This window comes from Inquilinus limosus, from assembly GCF_051487185.1.
Taxonomy (GTDB): Bacteria; Pseudomonadota; Alphaproteobacteria; order DSM-16000; family Inquilinaceae; genus Inquilinus; species Inquilinus limosus_F.
In genome coordinates this window covers 303,006-319,871 of sequence record NZ_JAHVDK010000003.1, presented here as the reverse complement: position 1 = coordinate 319,871, position 16,866 = coordinate 303,006, and the positions used below count along the sequence as shown (strand labels likewise).

Annotated in this window: 22 protein-coding genes; 7 read left to right on the top strand and 15 right to left on the bottom strand. The window is 70.2% G+C overall.

What is annotated here, in order from left to right; genetic code table 11:
• Nucleotides 1-24: 24 nt before the first annotated feature.
• From groES to KXR53_RS05150, 4 genes are all read right to left on the bottom strand, one after another.
• Complete coding sequence (groES, locus tag KXR53_RS05165) at nucleotides 25-336, bottom strand: co-chaperone GroES (RefSeq protein ID WP_437374025.1); 312 nt, start codon at nucleotides 334-336, stop codon at nucleotides 25-27.
• Nucleotides 337-471: 135 nt separating this feature from the next.
• Entirely contained in the window at nucleotides 472-1,752 is a 1,281-nt protein-coding gene (locus KXR53_RS05160) for a TRAP transporter large permease (RefSeq protein WP_437374024.1), read from the bottom strand.
• Nucleotides 1,752-2,276, bottom strand: a complete 525-nt coding sequence (locus KXR53_RS05155) for a TRAP transporter small permease (protein WP_437374023.1) — start codon at nucleotides 2,274-2,276, stop codon at nucleotides 1,752-1,754. Before KXR53_RS05155 ends, KXR53_RS05160 begins: the two co-directional genes overlap by 1 nt.
• A 70-nt stretch (nucleotides 2,277-2,346) precedes the next feature.
• Nucleotides 2,347-3,321, bottom strand: coding sequence for a TRAP transporter substrate-binding protein (locus KXR53_RS05150; RefSeq protein WP_437374022.1), 975 nt, complete (start codon nucleotides 3,319-3,321; stop codon nucleotides 2,347-2,349).
• A 110-nt stretch (nucleotides 3,322-3,431) separates the two neighbouring features.
• On the opposite strand from KXR53_RS05150, the gene KXR53_RS05145 reads away from it, so the two are divergent.
• The 5 genes from KXR53_RS05145 (at nucleotide 3,432) to KXR53_RS05125 (ending at nucleotide 7,488) form a co-directional block, all read left to right on the top strand.
• The gene (locus tag KXR53_RS05145; protein ID WP_437374021.1) at nucleotides 3,432-4,112 is read left to right on the top strand and encodes a GntR family transcriptional regulator; all 681 of its coding nucleotides are present in this window, start codon (nucleotides 3,432-3,434) and stop codon (nucleotides 4,110-4,112) included.
• Nucleotides 4,113-4,258: 146 nt separating this feature from the next.
• On the top strand, nucleotides 4,259-4,522 hold the full coding sequence (locus KXR53_RS05140; RefSeq protein ID WP_437374020.1) for an usg protein: 264 nt from the start codon (nucleotides 4,259-4,261) through the stop codon (nucleotides 4,520-4,522).
• 334 nt (nucleotides 4,523-4,856) lie between these two features.
• A complete protein-coding gene (locus tag KXR53_RS05135; protein ID WP_437374019.1) occupies nucleotides 4,857-6,035 on the top strand; it encodes a pyridoxal phosphate-dependent aminotransferase in 1,179 nt (392 codons plus the stop codon).
• Complete coding sequence (locus tag KXR53_RS05130) at nucleotides 6,032-6,790, top strand: GNAT family N-acetyltransferase (RefSeq protein ID WP_437374018.1); 759 nt, start codon at nucleotides 6,032-6,034, stop codon at nucleotides 6,788-6,790. The genes KXR53_RS05135 and KXR53_RS05130 overlap by 4 nt, the downstream gene beginning before the upstream one ends.
• Before the next feature lie 71 nt (nucleotides 6,791-6,861).
• Complete coding sequence (locus tag KXR53_RS05125) at nucleotides 6,862-7,488, top strand: LysE family translocator (RefSeq protein ID WP_437374017.1); 627 nt, start codon at nucleotides 6,862-6,864, stop codon at nucleotides 7,486-7,488.
• Here KXR53_RS05125 and KXR53_RS05120 read toward each other — a convergent pair.
• Entirely contained in the window at nucleotides 7,485-8,546 is a 1,062-nt protein-coding gene (locus tag KXR53_RS05120; RefSeq protein WP_437374016.1) for an asparaginase, read from the bottom strand. The two genes, KXR53_RS05125 and KXR53_RS05120, sit on opposite strands and share 4 nt — an antisense overlap.
• Nucleotides 8,547-8,637: 91 nt before the next feature.
• On the opposite strand from KXR53_RS05120, the gene KXR53_RS05115 reads away from it, so the two are divergent.
• Complete coding sequence (locus tag KXR53_RS05115; protein ID WP_437374015.1) at nucleotides 8,638-9,165, top strand: RNA methyltransferase; 528 nt, start codon at nucleotides 8,638-8,640, stop codon at nucleotides 9,163-9,165.
• A 9-nt stretch (nucleotides 9,166-9,174) separates the two neighbouring features.
• On the opposite strand, the gene KXR53_RS05110 is transcribed toward KXR53_RS05115, so the two are convergent.
• The 4 genes from KXR53_RS05110 to KXR53_RS05095 form a co-directional block, all read right to left on the bottom strand.
• On the bottom strand, nucleotides 9,175-9,612 hold the full coding sequence (locus tag KXR53_RS05110) for a nuclear transport factor 2 family protein (RefSeq protein ID WP_437374014.1): 438 nt from the start codon (nucleotides 9,610-9,612) through the stop codon (nucleotides 9,175-9,177).
• A gap of 110 nt (nucleotides 9,613-9,722) precedes the next feature.
• On the bottom strand, nucleotides 9,723-10,079 hold the full coding sequence (locus KXR53_RS05105) for a response regulator (RefSeq protein ID WP_437374013.1): 357 nt from the start codon (nucleotides 10,077-10,079) through the stop codon (nucleotides 9,723-9,725).
• A gap of 90 nt (nucleotides 10,080-10,169) precedes the next feature.
• Nucleotides 10,170-10,667: a hypothetical protein gene (locus KXR53_RS05100; RefSeq protein ID WP_437374012.1), complete on the bottom strand. Its 498-nt coding sequence runs from the start codon at nucleotides 10,665-10,667 to the stop codon at nucleotides 10,170-10,172.
• Nucleotides 10,664-11,161: a hypothetical protein gene (locus KXR53_RS05095; protein WP_437374011.1), complete on the bottom strand. Its 498-nt coding sequence runs from the start codon at nucleotides 11,159-11,161 to the stop codon at nucleotides 10,664-10,666. The genes KXR53_RS05100 and KXR53_RS05095 overlap by 4 nt, the downstream gene beginning before the upstream one ends.
• A 146-nt stretch (nucleotides 11,162-11,307) precedes the next feature.
• Between KXR53_RS05095 and KXR53_RS05090 the strand changes: the two genes are divergently transcribed.
• The gene (locus KXR53_RS05090) at nucleotides 11,308-11,988 is read left to right on the top strand and encodes a DUF1223 domain-containing protein (RefSeq protein ID WP_437374010.1); all 681 of its coding nucleotides are present in this window, start codon (nucleotides 11,308-11,310) and stop codon (nucleotides 11,986-11,988) included.
• A gap of 6 nt (nucleotides 11,989-11,994) precedes the next feature.
• Here the strand turns inward: KXR53_RS05090 and KXR53_RS05085 are convergent, their stop codons facing one another.
• The 6 genes from KXR53_RS05085 to KXR53_RS05060 all read right to left on the bottom strand — a co-directional run bounded on the left by KXR53_RS05085 (nucleotide 11,995) and on the right by KXR53_RS05060 (nucleotide 16,621).
• A complete protein-coding gene (locus KXR53_RS05085; protein ID WP_437374009.1) occupies nucleotides 11,995-12,687 on the bottom strand; it encodes an NrsF family protein in 693 nt (230 codons plus the stop codon).
• Nucleotides 12,684-13,313 (bottom strand): sigma-70 family RNA polymerase sigma factor, encoded by a 630-nt coding sequence (locus KXR53_RS05080; protein WP_437374008.1) that lies wholly within the window; start codon nucleotides 13,311-13,313, stop codon nucleotides 12,684-12,686. Before KXR53_RS05080 ends, KXR53_RS05085 begins: the two co-directional genes overlap by 4 nt.
• Nucleotides 13,314-13,376: 63 nt before the next feature.
• On the bottom strand, nucleotides 13,377-14,327 hold the full coding sequence (locus tag KXR53_RS05075) for a DUF1624 domain-containing protein (protein WP_437374007.1): 951 nt from the start codon (nucleotides 14,325-14,327) through the stop codon (nucleotides 13,377-13,379).
• Between the two features lie 9 nt (nucleotides 14,328-14,336).
• Nucleotides 14,337-15,020, bottom strand: a complete 684-nt coding sequence (locus KXR53_RS05070) for an FkbM family methyltransferase (protein WP_437374006.1) — start codon at nucleotides 15,018-15,020, stop codon at nucleotides 14,337-14,339.
• Nucleotides 15,021-15,039: 19 nt separating this feature from the next.
• The gene (locus tag KXR53_RS05065) at nucleotides 15,040-15,882 is read right to left on the bottom strand and encodes a branched-chain amino acid aminotransferase (RefSeq protein ID WP_437374005.1); all 843 of its coding nucleotides are present in this window, start codon (nucleotides 15,880-15,882) and stop codon (nucleotides 15,040-15,042) included.
• A gap of 109 nt (nucleotides 15,883-15,991) precedes the next feature.
• Complete coding sequence (locus tag KXR53_RS05060) at nucleotides 15,992-16,621, bottom strand: S24 family peptidase (RefSeq protein ID WP_437374004.1); 630 nt, start codon at nucleotides 16,619-16,621, stop codon at nucleotides 15,992-15,994.
• Nucleotides 16,622-16,866: the final 245 nt, after the last annotated feature.

The window sequence follows — 16,866 nt, the reverse complement described above, 5'->3', positions numbered from 1 at the left end:
GATTTCGGTAAGGCGACGGGCGGATCAGGCGGCCTTGGCCGACTTCTTCGTGGTGATGATGCCGAGGATGTCGCTCTCCTTCATGATCAGGAGATCCTGGCCGTCGAGCTTGACCTCGGTGCCCGACCACTTGCCGAACAGGATCCGGTCACCGGCCTTGACGTCCAGCGGCTGCAGCTTGCCGGACTCGTCACGGACGCCCGCGCCGACCGCGATCACCTCGCCCTCCTGGGGCTTCTCCTTGGCGGTGTCCGGGATGATGATCCCGCCCGCGGTCTTCTCATTCTGCTCGATGCGGCGCACCAGCACACGGTCGTGCAGGGGACGGAATTGCATCGCTCGCTCTCCCACTCTCGTCTAGAGATCTGCGTTCAGGAACTTGTCCCGGCCGTCGTTAGCACTCTCGGCCGGCGAGTGCTACGCATTTAAGGGGACGGCGGAAACGGGTCAAGGCCCGCGCGAAGATTCTCTTCAGCGGAAGAGGGCCGGCAGCCAGAGCGAGAGCGACGGGACGTAGGTCACGGCCAGCAGCACGGCGATCGAGGCGCCGAAGAACGGCCAGATCGTGCGCATCGCCTCGCGGATGGTGATCTTGCCCACGGCGCAGCCGACGAACAGCACCGAGCCGACCGGCGGCGTGTTCAGCCCGATGCCGGCGTTGAGGATCAGGATCACGCCGAAATGCACCGGGTCGATGCCGAAGGCCTTGACCACCGGCAGCAGCACCGGGGTGCAGATGATGATCATCGGCGCCATGTCCATGAAGGTGCCGAGCAGCAGCAGCGCTATGTTGATCAGCAGCAGCACCACCAGCGGGTCGCTGGAGATCGCGTTGATCGCCTGGACCGTCGCGGTCTGCACCTGCAGCAGCGCCATCAGCCAGCCGAAGGCGCCGGCGGCGCCGATCACCAGCAGCACCATGGCGGTGGTGCGGACCGCGCCCTGCACCGCCTCGATGAAGCCGCGCCAGTCGAGCTGGCGATAGACCAGCAGCGCCACCAGGAAGGCGTAGATCACCGCGATGCAGGAGCTTTCGGTCGCGGTGAAGATGCCGGAGCGGACGCCGCCGAAGATGATCCCGATCAGCAGCAGCCCTGGCAGCGCCACCACCAGATAGCGGCCGACGGCGCGCAGCCCGGGGAACGGATCCGCCGGGTAGCCGCGGCGACGGGCGACGACATAGGCGGTCACCATCAGCGCGGCGGCGAGCAGCAGCCCCGGCACGATGCCGGCGGTGAACAGATCGGCGATCGAGACGTTGCCGCCCGCCGCGATCGAATAGAGAATCATGTTGTGCGACGGCGGGACCATCAGGGCGATGATCGCCGAGTTCACGGTGACGTTGACGGCGTAGTCGCGGTCATAGCCGCGGGCCGCCATCTGCGGGATCATCAGCCCGCCGATCGCCGAGGCGTCGGCCACGGCCGAGCCGGAGATGCCGCCGAACAGGGTCGAGGCGACGATGTTGACCTGGCCCAGGCCGCCGCGGAGATGGCCGACCAGGCCGGCGGCGAAGCGGATCAGCCGCTCGGCGATGCCGCCGCGGATCATCAGGTCGCCGGCGAAGATGAAGAACGGGATCGCCATCATGGCGAAGGCGTTCATGCCGGAGTTGATCTGCTGGAACACCACCACCGGCGGCAGGCCCATATAGAGCACCGTCGCCAGCGAGGCGATGCCGAGACAGAAGGCGATCGGCGTGCCCAGCAGCAGCAGCAGCGTGAAGCTGCCGAACAGGATCCACAGCTCCATCACGCCAGCTCCCGCACGCCTTCGACCGCAGCCTCGTGCTCGAGGCCGGCGAGCCGTTCGACCAGCCGCTCCGCCGCGAACAGCGCGATCAGCACGCCGCCCACGACCAGCGGCAGGAAGTCGAAGCCGCCCGGCAAGTCGAGGACCGGGATGGTCGCGGTCCAGGTGCCGGCCGCGAGCTGGACCGAATACCAGACCATGGCGATGCCGAAACCGAGGATGAGCAGCAGGTTCACCACCTCCAGCACCCGGCCGAGCGCCGGCGGCAGCACTTGCTGCAGCAGGTCGAGGCCGAGATGGAAGCTCTCGCGCACCCCGACCGCGGCGCCGAGCAGGATGAACCAGCCCATCAGCTGCAGCGTCAGCGGCTCGGCCCAGCTCGGCGTGTCGTTCAGCACGTAGCGGGCGAAGACCTGCCACCCGACGGTGACGGTCATCCCCACCATGCCGAGGCCGGCCAGCCAAAGGGCGCCGGTGGACAGGACGCCGAGGGTCCGGCGCATCACGTTCAGGGCCGATGCCATCCCGGCCGATCTCCCATGACACGAAGGCCGGACCCGCGCGGCATGGCGGGGCCGGCCGGGTGACGCGGCCTTACTGGACCGCGCGGATGCGTTCCACCAGCGACTTCATCGCGTCGCTGGTGATGAATTTGTCATAGACCGGCCCCATCGCGGCGCTGAACGAGGCCTTGTCGACGGTGATGACCTCGGCGCCGCCGGCCCGCACCTTCTCCTCCGACTGCTTCTCGCGCGCGGTCCACAGCTCGCGCATCTTGGCCACCGATTCCTTGGCGGCCTGGCGCAGCAGCGCCTGGTCGTCGGGCGTGAGGCGGTCCCAGGAGATCTTGGAGATCACCAGCACCTCCGGCGTCAGCGAATGCTCGGTCAGGGTGTAGTGCTTCGCCACCTCGAAGTGACGCGAGGATTCGTAGGACGGCCAGTTGTTCTCGGCGCCGTCGACGACGCCGGTCTCCAGCGAGGAGTAGACCTCGCCGAAGGGCATCGGCGTCGGGTTGGCGCCGAAGGCCTGTATCATCGCGATCCACAGGTCGGATTGCTGGACCCGGATCTTCAGCCCCTTCATGTCGTCGATCGAGCGGATCGCCTTCTTGGTGGTGTAGAAGGACCGCGCACCCGAATCGTAGAAGGCCAGGCCGATCAGCCCGTGCGGCTCGAACGCCTTCAGGATCTCGTCGCCGATCGGGCCGTCCACCACCTTGTGCATGTGGTCGACCGAGCGGAACAGGAAGGGCAGGCCCAGCACCTGCGTCTCCGGCACCAGGTTGTTGAACGGCGCCGTGTTCACCCGGTTCATGTCGATCACGCCGAACCGGGTCTGCTCGATCGTGTCCTTCTCGGCGCCGAGCTGGGCGTTGTTGAAGACCTGGATCTTGATCCGGCCACCGGTCCGCTGCTCCATCAGCTCGCCGATGTACCTGACCGCCTCCACCGTCGGATAGCCGTCCGGATGGATGTCGGCCGAGCGCAGCGTGACGCTCTGCGCCGAGGCCGGGAGGGCCGCCAGCGACAGCGCCGCCCCCAGGACCAATGCCGCAATGGATTTCACGAACGCCTCCCCCTGATGCACGGCCTGGTATGATCAGGCCTCGGTCTAGTATGGTAAGCGCGAGCCTAGTATGGTACTTGGGCTGAGGCAATATCCCTTGTGAGCCCCGCATGGCACTGCTCGATCTCCTCGACCAGACCACCAGCATCGCCCGGCTGATCGAGCTCGAGATCCGCAAGGCCATCATCACCCTGGCGCTGAAGCCGGGCGCGCCGCTGTCGGAGCAGGAGATCGCCATCCGCTACGGCGTGTCGCGCCAGCCGGTGCGCGAGGCCTTCATCGCCCTGGCCCGGTCCGGGCTGGTCGAGGTGCTGCCGCGGCGCGGCACCTTCGTGGTCAAGATCTCGATCGAGCGCATGCTGGAGGCGCGCTTCATCCGGGAATCGCTGGAGAGCGCGGTGGTGCGGCGGGCCTGTGAACGCTTCGACGCCCGGGTGCGGACCCGCATCGACTTCCATCTCGAGGCGCAGGAGGCCGCGGCCGCGGACGGTGAGCACTACGAGTTCCAGCGCGCCGACGAGGCCTTCCACGCGGCGATCGCGGAGGGAGCCGGCTGCCCGTCGGCCTGGACCGTGATCGAGGATCTGAAGGCGCATATGGACCGCGTCTGCCATCTCACGCTGCCCTCGGCCTCGTCCCTGCCGACGCTGATCGCCCAGCACCGCGCCATCCTGGCGGCGATCGACCGGCGCGACGCCGACGGCGCCGAGGCGGCATTGCGCGCCCACCTTTCGGAGATCCTGCGCGCCCTCCCCGCGGTACAGCGGGACCACCGCGATTTGTTCGAGTGAGACGCCGTTTTGGCAGCAGTCCTGCCCGGATGCTGCTAACACATTGATTTTCCTACATATACCCTTGCCTGCGCCGGAACTCCACATCACATTTTCTTCACAGACCGGACGATCAAGCCGGCCGTGCAGAAGGGATGGCGTAAGGAATGACCGATCTGGAACGTCAGCTGCAGGGCTACCGCCTGACCACGGCAGAGATCCTGTATCACATGCCCGACCATCCAGGGCTGCTGCAGAGCTTCGTCTGGCAGAAGCTCGACCTGGCCCCGCGCTTTCCCGAGCTGCACCGGTTCCTCGACTTCTGGATCCACAACATCGACGGCAAGCTGCATTCGGTGCGGGTCGCCTCCACCGCCGTGGTGAAGTCCGGCGAGCTGCGGCTCTGCGCCGCCGAGTTCCGGCTGCACTGAGATCGGGATGAGATGGCAGGCTGGCGGCGGGGCCGGGAGCCCCGCCGCCACCCGCAACCAGGAGGGGGATCCGGTTGCGGGAACCTGCACCATGCGCCTCTGGCGGGGAGGGGCTCCGCCATGGCGGCAAGGCCCGCCGCTATCGAACGATCGATGCCGATCGCAGAAGGAGCCGACGGCGCCCGTCTCCCTAACAACGAGTATCCCGATCGGTTCCGAGAAACGCTCACCCTCGTCTCGCCCGCTTGCGCCGCGCGCCGCCCATGCGCCGGCCGCGGATGACGCCTGCCGCCCCGTCTTGCTAACCTCCGCCCCGGGCAAGGGAGAGGACAGAGTGGACGGACAGATTGCGACGGGCCTGCTGGGCGGCATCCGACCCGATATCGCGCGGCTGCCGGAGAGCGGCATCGTCGAGGTGGTCAATGCCGGCCGCGGCAAGCCGGACCTGATCCCGCTCTGGGTCGGCGAGGGCGACCAGCCGACCCCGGCCTTCATCGCCGAGGCGGCGAACCGCGCGCTGGCCGAGGGCCAGACCTTCTACACCTGGCAGCGCGGCATCCCGCCGCTGCGCGAGGCCCTGGCCGGCTATGTCGGCCGGATCGCCGGAACCGCCGTGTCGCCGGGCCGGATCTACGTCACGGTCGGCGGCATGCAGGCGATCATGATGACCATGCAGGCGCTGGTCGCGCCGGGCGACGAGGTGGTCATGCCCGCCCCGGTCTGGCCGAACATCTTCAGCGCCGTCGAGATCGCCGGCGGCCGTACCGTGCCGGTGCCGATCGGGGTCGAGAACGGCCGCTGGCGGCTGGACCTGGACCGGCTGTTCGCCGCCTGCGGGCCGCGCACCCGCGCCCTGTTCCTGAACAGCCCGGGCAACCCGACCGGCTGGACGCTGACCGCGGAGGAGCAGAAGGCCATCCTCGACTTCTGCCGCGCCCGCGGCATCTGGATCGTCGCCGACGAGGTCTATGCCCGCTTCGTCTATGACCGGCCGGTGGCGTCGTCCTTCCTGTCGATCGCCGCGCCGGAGGACCGGCTGGTGGTGGTCAACACCTTCTCCAAGAACTGGGCGATGACCGGCTGGCGCATCGGCTGGGTGGTGGCGTCGGAGGAGCTAGGGCAGGTCTACGAGAACCTGCAGCAGTTCAACACCTCGGGCGTGCCGACCTTCCTGCAATACGGCGCGGTCGCCGCGATCGAGCAAGGCGAACCCTTCATCCACAGTCAGGTGGAGCGCTGCCGCACCGCGCGTGACCTGGTGATCGGCCGGCTGTCGGAGTCGCCGCGGGTGCGGCTGACCCGGCCGGACGGCGCCTTCTACCTGTTCTTCCGGGTCGAGGGCGAGCCGGACAGCCGGGCCCTGGCCCTGCGCCTGCTGCACGAGGCCAATGTCGGCCTCGCCCCCGGCTCGGCCTTCGGGCCCGGCGGCGAGGGCCATCTGCGGCTGTGCTTCGCCGGCTCGGTCGACCGCCTGCAGACCGCGATGGACCGGCTGCTGCCCGCCCTGTCGTGAACCGAACACTCCTAGAGAGCCTGGTTCCCAACACCCTCGCGGCCGCCACCGAGGGCCGACAGCGCATCGATATCGGGCCCTTCGCGCTGTTCGTCTCCGACGGCAGCGACGACCCGATCCAGAGCTTCGCCGTGCCGGTCGCCCCGGCCCAGGACTGGCGCCCGGCGGTGGCCGAGCTGCAGCGCGCCTTCGACACCGCAGGCCGCCGCTTCCGCATCGAGTTCTTTCGCGAGCTGCATCCCGCCCTGTCCCCGACTCTCCACGCCATGGGCTATCAACGCGAGATGGAGGCGCCGTTGATGGCCCTGCACCGCAACGCCTGGCGGCCCGCCCCGGACGGCCCGGCCCGGCTGCTGACCGCGGAGGACGAGGCGGCGATCGACGGCCTGATGCTGGTCCAGCGCGAGGCCTTCAACCAGCCACTGGACGGCGCCGGCGAGGCGGATTTCCGCGCCCGGCTGCGGCTGGGACTGGCCAGCGGCAGCCGGCAGGCCGCGCTCGCCCGGATCGACGACGTTCCGGCCGCCAGCGGGCTGCTGCTGATCGGCGGCGACACGGCCGAGCTGGCGGCGGTCGGCACCCGGCCGGCCTTCCGCCGCCGCGGTCTGGCCGAGGCGGTGTGCCACCGCCTGCTCGCCACCTATTTCGCCGGCGGCGAGCTGGCCTGGCTGTCCGCCGCGGCGGGGGCGGAGCCGCTCTACGCCAAGCTGGGCTTCCGCCCGGTCGGCACGCAGCTCAACTTCGGCGCGTCATAGGCCACCTCGCGCCGCTGGACAAATCCGCAAAGCCGTGGATTGCTGGCGGCGTCCCCCAAGGAGCCGCCGCCATGTCGCTCGACCTGTGGTTCGCCTTCCTGCTCGCCGCCGGCATCGTCCTGATCATCCCCGGGCCTACGGTCACCCTGGTGCTGTCCTATGCGCTCGGCCGCGGCCGGGCCCATGCCTGGTGGATCGTGGCGGGCGTCGCGCTCGGCGATTTCACGGCGATGACCCTGTCGATGCTGGGGTTGGGTGCCCTGCTCGCGGCCTCAGCCACCGCCTTCACCGTGCTGAAATGGATCGGCGCCGCCTATCTGGTCTATCTCGGCGTCAAGCTGTGGCGCGCCGCGCCGAAGACCGAAGGGGTTACGGCGGCCGAGACCGGCCGGTCGCCCCGCGCCATGCTGCTGCACGCCTTCGCGGTGACGGCGCTGAATCCGAAGAGCATCGTCTTCTTCGTCGCCTTCCTGCCGCAGTTCGTGCATCCGGAGATGCCGCTGCTGCCGCAGATGGCGGTGCTGGAGGGGACCTTCGTCACCCTCGCGGCGCTGAACGCCGCCGCCTATGCCTGGATCGGCGCCAGGCTGCGCGACACCATCGGCCGGCCCTCGGTGCTGCGCCTCGTCAACCGGGCCGGCGCCGGCGTGCTGGTCGCCGCCGGCTTCGCCACCGCCGCCTGGAACCGGGCGAACTAGCCGGCCAGACCAGCCGTCCCCCGCACAGCCCCGACGGTCACGCCGTGCCGGGTCTTGATCTCCGGCGCCAGCCAGCGGCCGGCGATCGCCGGATCGGCATCATCCAGCGCGCCGACCCGCTTCAGGATCGCGGCCATGGCGACATTCGCCGCCCGCTCTGCCCCGTCCTCGATCTTGAGGGCGACTCCGAGGCCGTACTCCGGCAGCGCGGCGCAGAACACGCCCTCCGCCCCCATCTTGGTCATCACCCGGCCGCGGCAGGCCTGCATGATCTCGGTGTCGAAGCGGCCGGTGCCGGCGACCAGGAAAGGCTGCGCCGCCCAGGCCTTGCGAATCCGCAGCACCGCATCGCGCCGCTTTTCCGGCAGGTCGTCGGGATCGGCGATCCGGGCCATGGCGAAAGCCAGCCCTTCCAGCGGAATGGCGATGGTCGGGATCGAGCAGCCGTCCGCCGCCCAGGGCGCATTGCCGAGACCGCAGCCGGTCATCTGCTCGAGCACGCCGAGGATGCGCTGCTGCACCGGATGCTCGTAGCGGACATAGCCCTTGGTCTTTTCGCCGAGATGGACCGCGGTGGTGAGGAAGCCGGTGTGCTTGCCGGAGCAGTTGTTGTGCAGGGCCGAGGGATGCTCGTGCTTGCAGACGAGGGCATGGGCCGAGCCCTCGTGGAACGGCAGGTGGCTGCCGCATTCGAGATCGGCCTCGGACAGGCCGAGCTTCGCCAGCCAGGCCGCCACCCGCTCGACATGCCCGGGCTCGCCGCTGTGCGAGGCGCAGGCCAGGGCCAGCTCCTCGTCGCCCAGGCCGAAGGCGTCGGCGGCGCCGGTCTCGACCAGCGGGATCGCCTGCAGCGCCTTGATCGCCGAGCGGGCATAGACCGGCCGGCCGATATCGCCCCAATGGCCGTGCACCCCGCCCGCGCGGTCGACGATCAGGGCGCTGCCGCGATGGCGGCTCTCCACCACCGAACCGCGGGTGACCTCGACCAGGATCGGCGCGCCGTCCTCGGCGAGGTCGGCGGTTCCGGCGGCGGGGCTGTGATCGTGCGCGTGGGTCATCGTCGTCTCGGCGTGGTCGAGGCCGGGCGCACCTTGCCCTCACCTCCCGCGCGGGGCAAGGTCGGACCCGGATGACGGAGACGGGAACCGGATGAAAGGCTATTTCGCGATCGGCTGCGAGGGCATCAGCAAACCGATGAATGTCGGCGCCCTGCTGCGCACCGCCCATGCCTTCGGCGCGGCATTCTGCTTCACCGTGGCACCGGTGGCCGAGACCGTGGACTTCGGCTGGAGCGACACCTCGGACGCCTCCGGCACCGTGCCGCTCTACACCTATCCTGACGTGGCATCGATGACCCTGCCGCAGGGCTGCTCGCTGGTCGGGATCGAGCTGATGGCCGATTCGGTCGCGCTGCCCAGCTTCCGTCACCCGCGTCGTGCGGTCTATGTGCTGGGGTCGGAGCGCGGCGGCCTGTCGCGCGAGATGATCGCGCGCTGCGACCACATCGTGCAGATCCCGACCCGCTTCTCGCTGAACCTGTCGTTGGCCGGCGCGCTGGTGATGTACGACCGGCTGATCTCGTTCGGCCGCTTCGCGCCCCGGCCGCTCATGCCCGGCGGCCCGACCGAGGCGCTGCCGCCGCATGTCCATGGTGGCCCGAAGGTGGGGGAAGACTGAGGCCGGATCTCAGGCGTCGCGGGCGAGCAACGCCGTCAGCGCCCCGGTGTCGTAATAGAAGGGCGTCCCCTCGATCAGCAGATCATCCCGGAACCGCAGGACCTCGGCGAAGGGCTGGGTGATGCCGCCGCCGCTGCGCCGCGCTGTCAGGTGCAGCGTGCAGGTCATGAAGACAGTGTCGCCGGTGCGGACGGCCTCCAGCCGATCCACGCCGATATCGCTCCACACCTCCCGCATCCTGCGGAACAGGGCGCCGATCCCCGCGAGCCCTCGCCAGTCTCCGGCATAAGGCAGCGACGCTGGTTCGTGCACCACCACATCCGGGTGGAACGCGGTGGCGAGCACATCGGGATCCTCCGACTTCGCGCTCAGGAACGCCAATTCCACTTCGAACATGCGGCCCAGGAGCCGCATGGCGGAATGCCGGTCGTCGGATGGAAGGGTCATCCGTTCCTCTGTGGCTGGTGCGAGCGGCCGCGGAGCGCGGCCTCGATCGTCAGCCTAGGATCCGGATCGCCGGTCGCCTGCCCGTTTCTTGCTGTTGCTTCGACGGCGGTTCACGCATCCGGCGCCAGCAGCAACCGCACGGTCGCGGCCAAGGCGTCGGCCGCATAGGGCTTGCGCAGGGTGGGCAGATCCTGCGGCACCCCGTCTTCGGCGCCGTAGCCGGTGGTGAACAGCACCTTGAGCGACGGCCGCTCGCGCCGCACCTGGGCGGCCAGCTCGGCCCCGGTCATGCCCGGCAGGCCGACATCGGTGATCATCAGGTCGAACTCGCCGCCGTCGAGCAGGCGCAGCGCCTCAAGCCCGTCCGCCGCCTCGGCGACGTCGAAGCCGCCATCGGTCAAGGCCTCCACGGCGAGGAGACGCACCAGCACGTCATCCTCCACCAGCAACACACGTCCGCCGGGCATCGGGTCCACTGTTCGCTTCTTCTGATCACTGACCGATTCATGGCGGCAAACCGGACCGGGAGCAACCCTTGATGCCCGGCCCGAGTCTCGTCAGTGGATCGTCGCCCCGGCGGGAACCACGTGGACAGCGGCCTCCGGCGGCGGCACCTGGCCGGCGACCGGGGGCAGCACGATGCCGCCGTCCCGCAGCGCCTCCGCCAGGGCGGCGAAGGCCGCGCCGCACAGCCGCGCGGCGGCCGGCGTCAGGATGGCGCGGGCCAGGAACGGCGCCCACAGCGTCTCGCCCTGCTGGTGCAGCGCCACGATGTCGAGCAGCAGCCGCTCGTCCTCGGTCACCAGCCGACAGCGCGGGCAGTTCACCCGGATGGTGCGGCCGGCGCCGTCGCCGATGAAGCCCATCAGATCGTCCACCGCCTCGGCCGCCGCCGGCGCGCCCTCGTTGCGGAAGGCGGTGCGGAGATTGGCCAGCACCGGGATGCCGTGGCGATGCCCGGCGACCCAGGCGCGGATCGCCCACAGCACCAGCGTCTCGGCCCGCGTCAGCGCCGGCGCGCCGGCGTCGTCGCAGTCATGCGTCTCGTCGCTCATGGCAGCGCCGCCCGCACCAGGCCGAAGGACGCTTGGTTGGCCGGCATCCGCAGCGGCCGTGGCGCCGGTGCCGGATGCTGCAGCATCACCCCCGCCTCGGCCAGCATCCCGCCCAGCTCGGCGCACAGGCCGCCGGCGGCGCGGCAGGCGGCCGGCGACAGCATGCCGCGCAGCATCAGCGCGCCCGCCACGCCCGACTGGCCGATCGCGACCAGATCCAGGATCCGGCGCTCGTCCTCGGTGACGGTGAAGGCGCAGGGCACGCCGATCTGCACCCGCCGCTCGGCCCCGAAGCCGATGATGCGGGTCAGGGGGCCGATCCGCTCCGCCGCCGCCTCGGCGCCGACCTTGCGGAAGGCCAGCAGCACCGGATGGTCGGTCGGCGCCCCGGTCTTCAGCCCGACGACGCTGAGCCGCAGCGCCCACAGCACGAGCTGCTCGGCGAAAGGCAGGGCGCGACGGTCGCTCGGCTCGGTGATCTGGTCCTCGTCCATTCTCGGCTCCCGTGTGAACGGCAACCCTATTTGAGAACGATTATCAATCGCGAATCAAGACCCGATGTGTTTCCGGCGATGTCCTCCGGTAACCCCGCGCCCGGGCGGACCGAACCGGGGGCAGGCTTCCGCTGCAGGGACTCGCCATGATCCGATCGCTCCTCGCCGGCCTGCTCGCCGTCTCCGCCCTCCCCCTGTCCCTCGCCGCGGCGGCCGAACGGCCGGTGGTTGTGGAGCTGTTCACCTCCCAGGGCTGCTCCTCCTGTCCGCCGGCCGACGCCCTGCTGGCGACGCTGGCGGACCGGCCGGAGGTGCTGGCGTTGGCCTTCCATGTCGACTACTGGAACCGGCTGGGTTGGGTGGACCCGTTCTCAGGCCCCTGGGCCACGGCGCGGCAGAGCGCCTACGCGGCGCTGTGGGGGTCGGGCCAGGTCTACACGCCGCAGGCGGTGGTCGATGGCGGTCGCGACATCGTCGGCTCCGACCGAGAGGCGATGGAGGCGGCGATCGCCGCGGCGCGGTCCGATCCGTCGGTTCCGGTCGCGCTGACCGCGACGGAGGCGGCGCTGCAGGTGACGGTGGACGCCGCCGCCCCGCCGGGCGCAGCGCTGTGGCTGGTCGGTTTCGACGACCGGCACGAGACGCCGGTGCGGCGGGGCGAGAATGCCGGCCGGATGCTGGTCAACCGCAACGTCGTGCGCAGCCTGACCCAGCTGGAGGGCTGGACGCCCGGCGGCACGATCGACGCGGCGCGGCCGGCCGGCGAGCGGGCGGCGGTGCTGCTGCAGGCCGCCGACGGCCGGATCCTGGGGGCGGCCCGGCTGTAGGACCGCTCAGCCGGCCGTTGCCTGACCCGAGGAACGCGGCGCGATCAGATCGAACAGCCGACGGCTGAACAGCTTGGCCAGCCCGACCAGCAGCGCGATCGAGCCGCCGTGCCAGATCAGGATCATGAGGGTGGTGTCGAGCGGATGGAACAGCGACACGCCGCAGGACACGAGGGCCGAGGCGGCCAGCATGCCGGTGACGATGGTGGCGGTCGACCGCACCGGCGCGGCGTGGCGCAGCATCAGCACCAGGAGCGCCCAGAGCGGCAGGCCCATCATCAGGATGTTCATGAAGCAGCGGTAGCTGGTGCCGAGCACGAAGCCGTCGGGGCCGAGGCGGACCCAGTCGGTCAGGCAGCCATAGCCCATCGAGGCCAGCCAGAGCGCCAGTCCCGGCAGCGGCAGCAGGGCCCAGCGCCGGGAGCGGTCGGGCAGGCTGACATGGAAGGCGGCGATGGCGGCGAGAATGCCGGTCAGCATCGCGCCGGCCCATTCGAGCTGATACGAGGTCTCCGCCAACTCCTCCATCCGCTCGTGCCGGACGCCCTTCATCGCGACCACGGCGGCGATCACGAGGGCAGCGACGAGCAGCCACAGCAGCGCGCGCAGCATCGGCGGCCGCAGGGGCCGGACCGGCCGGGCGTCGGCGGCGAGCTGCGCGATCAGATCTTCGGTGCGAGTCCGGCCCGTCTCCGTCATTTCGGTCCCAACGCCCCCTTCAGCGCCTTCAGCGCGCGATGCATCGCGACCTTCAGCGCCGGCACCGACGCGCCGCTGGCGGCCGCTGCCTCCTTCAGCGACATGTCCTTCAGCTTCAGCAGCTCCACCGCCTGGCGCTGGCCCGGCGGCAGCTCCGCGATCGCGCGCCGCAGCGCGATCGAATCGGCCTCCATCCCCGTCTCATTCGTTTCGGGGGCGGCAAAGGTTTCCACGAACGGGTCGATCGCCGTCTCGCGGCCGGTCGTCCGGATCTGGATGCGCACCCGGTCGACGATCCGCCGCCGGGCGATCGCCACCAGCCAGGGCTGGAACGGCCGGGCCGGATCATAGGTGTGGCGGATGCTGTGCAGGGTCAGCAGCACGTCCTGCACCGCGTCCTCGGCATCGGCCGGTCGGTGCAGCGACCGGCGGGCCAGCGCCCGGAGATAGGGGGTGATCTCGGTCAGCAGCCGATGATAGGCCGCCCGGTCGCCCGCCTGGGCCGCGACCATCAGCGCCGACCAGCCGGCATCCGGCGCGGCGCCGGACGGGCCGTGCTCGTCGGGCGGGCTCATGGCAACAATGGGCGGGGCGATCCGGACATCGGCGCCGAGACTAGCCCGCATTTCTGGCACTGCCTATGGCCTGCGTCGTCCTGCGGCGGGCGGGCGAATTTCCGGCGCACCGCGCTAGCGGCTGCAGGAGGCGGCCAGGGAGTCGAGGCGGTCCCTGAGCTCGGGAGCCGCGTCCGGCCGCAGCGCTGGCCACAGGCTGCGGGCCTCGATCCCGTCGACCATGCAGGTGCAATAGGCGTGGCATTGCTCGGGACCGCTGCCGCGGGTCTCGCATTGGACTTGGCACGCGATGAGCGTCGACGCCTTATCGGGCGGCGACAGCATCTCCTGGAGGTCGCGGCCCTGCGCCATGCCGACCAGAAGCAGGCTCCCGAACAGCAGCGGTTGATGTACCAGATAGACGGCAAGGCTGTGCCGCCCGGCCCAGCGCAGCGGCCGGCCGCCGGCACCGCCGTCGATCTTGCCGCCCGGCGCGCCGGCGCGCAGCCACCACCGGGCCAGGGCGATGCCCAGCAGCACCGGCCCGAACCAGGGGAACAGCGGCTCGTAGTCGTTGCTGCGCGGCGGTACGGGGCCGAGCCCGATCCACAGCAGCGCGGGATGGCCGAACAGGGGTGAGCGCCAGAGGATCGGCAGCGCGATCACCGCAAGACCGAGAACCAAGCTCGCGGCCGGCGGCAGCCGCAGGAACAACAGGCCGAGGACGCTGGCAACGGCGATGCAGTGCAGGATGCCGAAGAAGATGAACTGGTCGGGGATCACGACCCAGGTCACCGCCGTGACCGCGGCGGCGCCGGCCAGCACCTTGCCCAGCCGGATCGCCCAGCGCTGCCAGTCGCGGCCCTGCGCGTCCCACAGCGCCAGGCCGACGCCGACCAGGGCCAGGAAGCTGCCGGCGATCAGGTAGCGGGCGGCGATCCAACCGGTGCCGTCCTGCAGATCCCAATCGACGAAGCGGAAGAACCTAAGATCCCACGACAGGTGGTAGAGGGCCATCGCCAGCAGCGCCAGGCCGCGGAGCAGGTCGATGACCGGCAGGCGGCCGGATCGCGACGGAGTCGGCATGCTGTTCCGCTAGCCCGGCCGCACGAACACCCCGTCCATCCCGATCAGGCGGGCGGTGCGGCGGTTGAAGTAGCCGGGGATGAACAGCGCCGGGACGAAGCCGAGCTCGGCCATGTGCCGGATGGTGTCGAGATAGGACGGCTCGCCGTCATAGACCGGCACGATCGCCAGTTCCATCTGCACCGCGGCGATGCGCGGCAGCACGGCGCGCGCCCCGTCCAGCACCCGGCGCTCGGTGCCCTGGGTGTCGATCTTCAGCAGCACCCGGTCGTCCGGCCGGGCATGGCGGGGGAAGATCCGCTCCAGCCGCGCCTGCGACGCCACCTCAGTGCCGACATAGGCCGAGCCGTCGAGCAGCTCCGCCATCTCGGCGGTGAAGTCGAGCACCGAGCTCATGTCGCTCTCACCCGAGACCTGCAGGGTCACCGGCGCGTCGTTGTCGCCCAGCGCCATGCGCGACTCGACTATCCAGTCTGGATCCGCCGCGGCCGCCGCGGTCAGCGCCGCATGGGCCGCGGACAGCGGCTCGACCGAGACGATCCGCCCCGCATAGCCGCCGCGCCGCAGCCGCTGCGCGTATTGGCCGACATTGGCGCCGACGTCGAACACCAGGGTGATGCCCTGGTGCTCGAGCACCCGGATCAGGTTGCGCGTGTCCTTGGAGACCGGCTCGGGTGGTGCGGCGTCGCTCATCGAATGCGCTCAAGGACGCTCAGGAATGGGCCCAGTCCCAATAGAGCTTGCGGGCCTTGGCGTAGAACGGCCCGGGCTGGAGGTGCCGGTCCTCGAGCCGGGTGCAGGGCAGCACCTTGGCGAAGTTGCCGGTCTGGAATATCTCGTCGGCCTCCGCCAGCTCCTCCGGCCGGATCGCGCGCTCGATCACCTCGACCCCGTCATGGCGCAGCAGCTCGATCACGCGGCGGCGGGTGATGCCGGCGAGGAAGGTGCCGTTCGCCGCCGGGGTATGCACCGCGCCATCCTTGGCCATGAAGATGTTGGCGGTGGCGAATTCGGCGACGTTGCCGATCGGGTCCAGCATCACCGCGTTGGTGAAGCCGCGCTGCTTGGCCTGGCGCATGGCGAAGCCGGACTGGGGGTAGAGGCAGGCGGCCTTGGCCCGGGTCGGCGCCATCTCCGGCGACGGCCGGCGCAGCCCCTGGGCGAAGCAGGCGCTGTCGTCGCCCGGCTGCGGCAGCGGCGAATCGTAGATCGACAGGCAGAAGCGGGTCGCCGCCGGGTCGGGCTCGATCCAGCCGTCCTCGGCCCAGAACATCGGCCGGATATAGACCGCGGCGTCGGCGGGGAAACGGCGCAGCCCCTCGCGGGCCAGCGCCTCGATCTCCTCGGCCGTCAGCGTCGGCCCCAGCCCCATGGCGCGGGCCGAGGCGACGGCGCGGGCGCAGTGGCGGTCGAGATCCGGCGCCACGCCCTCGAAGCCGCGGGCGCCGTCGAAGATGATCGAGGCCATCCAGGCGGCATGCGTCAGCGGCCCCATGATCGGCGGGTTGCCTTCCCGCCAGGAGCCGTCGAGGAAGGTCAGCGCGTATCTCGCCATGTCGTCCGTCCGATCCCGCAATGCGTGCCGGCGGAGCATAGGCGAGCGGCCGGGCCCGCGCCAACACCGGGCGCAGGCGACCGTGACCAGCCCTGCGTCGGACGCAGGCCTACTGGCTGGCCCAGACGATACGCGCCTTCCAGGCCACGTCCGACAGCTTCAGCGACTGCGGCGCCGCGTCGCCTGTCAGCGGCTTCAGATCGATCCGGTTGGCGCTGATCCGCACCAGCTCGCCGATCAGAAGCTCGCCGCCGACCGTCTTCGCCACCACCCTGTCGCCGCGCCGCAGCCCGGCCGCCGGCGAGACGACGACGACGTCGCCGTCCCGATAGGTCGGCGCCAGGTCGTTGCCGGCGATCTCGAGCGCATAGGCGTTAGGATCGGAGAGGTTGGGAAAGTCGACCTCGTCCCAGCCCTTGCCAGTCGGGTGGCCGGCGTTGTCGAACAGACCCTCGGCCGTGGCCTGGGCGCGGCCGATGACGGGGATGCGGCGGGCCGGCAGGCCCGATCCGTCGTCGATCAGCCGCACGAAGGCGGCCATCGAGCTGCCGGTCGCATCCAGGATCTTGGAGATGCTTTCCGTCGACGGCCAGCGCAGCTTGCCGTCGCTCGACTGGCGCTTGCTCGGGTTGAAGGTCGTCGGATCGAGCCCGGCGCGGCGCGCGAGGCCCGAGGGGGACAATCCGTTGAGCTTGGCGAGACGATCGATCGCCGCCCAGATGTCGGCGTGCTTCAGCATGGGAACAGGGACTCCCGGGGGCGCGACACCGCAAGTAGGAATGTCTTCATTTATAAAACTTACCTAAAAATAGATACGATTGTCTTCCTAAAATCTTCTTCTGCCCCATGTCGCGTTCCGCCTTGTTTGACAGACGTGGCCCCCACCACAGCGCACAGTGTACAATTCGCGCGACCTTTCCGCTATGACCCGAAAGGGATAGGACGCGAGTAAGGGGTTAGGTCCGGGTCCCCTATCCGCGACCG

Coding starts and splice junctions, on each gene's coding strand:
- groES (WP_437374025.1), bottom strand. CDS start 336: ATGCAATTCCGTCCCCTGCACGACCGTGTGCTGGTGCGCCGCATCGAG.
- KXR53_RS05160 (WP_437374024.1), bottom strand. CDS start 1,752: ATGGAGCTGTGGATCCTGTTCGGCAGCTTCACGCTGCTGCTGCTGCTG.
- KXR53_RS05155 (WP_437374023.1), bottom strand. CDS start 2,276: ATGGCATCGGCCCTGAACGTGATGCGCCGGACCCTCGGCGTCCTGTCC.
- KXR53_RS05145 (WP_437374021.1), top strand. CDS start 3,432: ATGGCACTGCTCGATCTCCTCGACCAGACCACCAGCATCGCCCGGCTG.
- KXR53_RS05140 (WP_437374020.1), top strand. CDS start 4,259: ATGACCGATCTGGAACGTCAGCTGCAGGGCTACCGCCTGACCACGGCA.
- KXR53_RS05125 (WP_437374017.1), top strand. CDS start 6,862: ATGTCGCTCGACCTGTGGTTCGCCTTCCTGCTCGCCGCCGGCATCGTC.
- KXR53_RS05120 (WP_437374016.1), bottom strand. CDS start 8,546: ATGACCCACGCGCACGATCACAGCCCCGCCGCCGGAACCGCCGACCTC.
- KXR53_RS05115 (WP_437374015.1), top strand. CDS start 8,638: ATGAAAGGCTATTTCGCGATCGGCTGCGAGGGCATCAGCAAACCGATG.
- KXR53_RS05110 (WP_437374014.1), bottom strand. CDS start 9,612: ATGACCCTTCCATCCGACGACCGGCATTCCGCCATGCGGCTCCTGGGC.
- KXR53_RS05105 (WP_437374013.1), bottom strand. CDS start 10,079: ATGCCCGGCGGACGTGTGTTGCTGGTGGAGGATGACGTGCTGGTGCGT.
- KXR53_RS05100 (WP_437374012.1), bottom strand. CDS start 10,667: ATGAGCGACGAGACGCATGACTGCGACGACGCCGGCGCGCCGGCGCTG.
- KXR53_RS05095 (WP_437374011.1), bottom strand. CDS start 11,161: ATGGACGAGGACCAGATCACCGAGCCGAGCGACCGTCGCGCCCTGCCT.
- KXR53_RS05090 (WP_437374010.1), top strand. CDS start 11,308: ATGATCCGATCGCTCCTCGCCGGCCTGCTCGCCGTCTCCGCCCTCCCC.
- KXR53_RS05085 (WP_437374009.1), bottom strand. CDS start 12,687: ATGACGGAGACGGGCCGGACTCGCACCGAAGATCTGATCGCGCAGCTC.
- KXR53_RS05080 (WP_437374008.1), bottom strand. CDS start 13,313: ATGCGGGCTAGTCTCGGCGCCGATGTCCGGATCGCCCCGCCCATTGTT.
- KXR53_RS05075 (WP_437374007.1), bottom strand. CDS start 14,327: ATGCCGACTCCGTCGCGATCCGGCCGCCTGCCGGTCATCGACCTGCTC.
- KXR53_RS05070 (WP_437374006.1), bottom strand. CDS start 15,020: ATGAGCGACGCCGCACCACCCGAGCCGGTCTCCAAGGACACGCGCAAC.
- KXR53_RS05065 (WP_437374005.1), bottom strand. CDS start 15,882: ATGGCGAGATACGCGCTGACCTTCCTCGACGGCTCCTGGCGGGAAGGC.
- KXR53_RS05060 (WP_437374004.1), bottom strand. CDS start 16,621: ATGCTGAAGCACGCCGACATCTGGGCGGCGATCGATCGTCTCGCCAAG.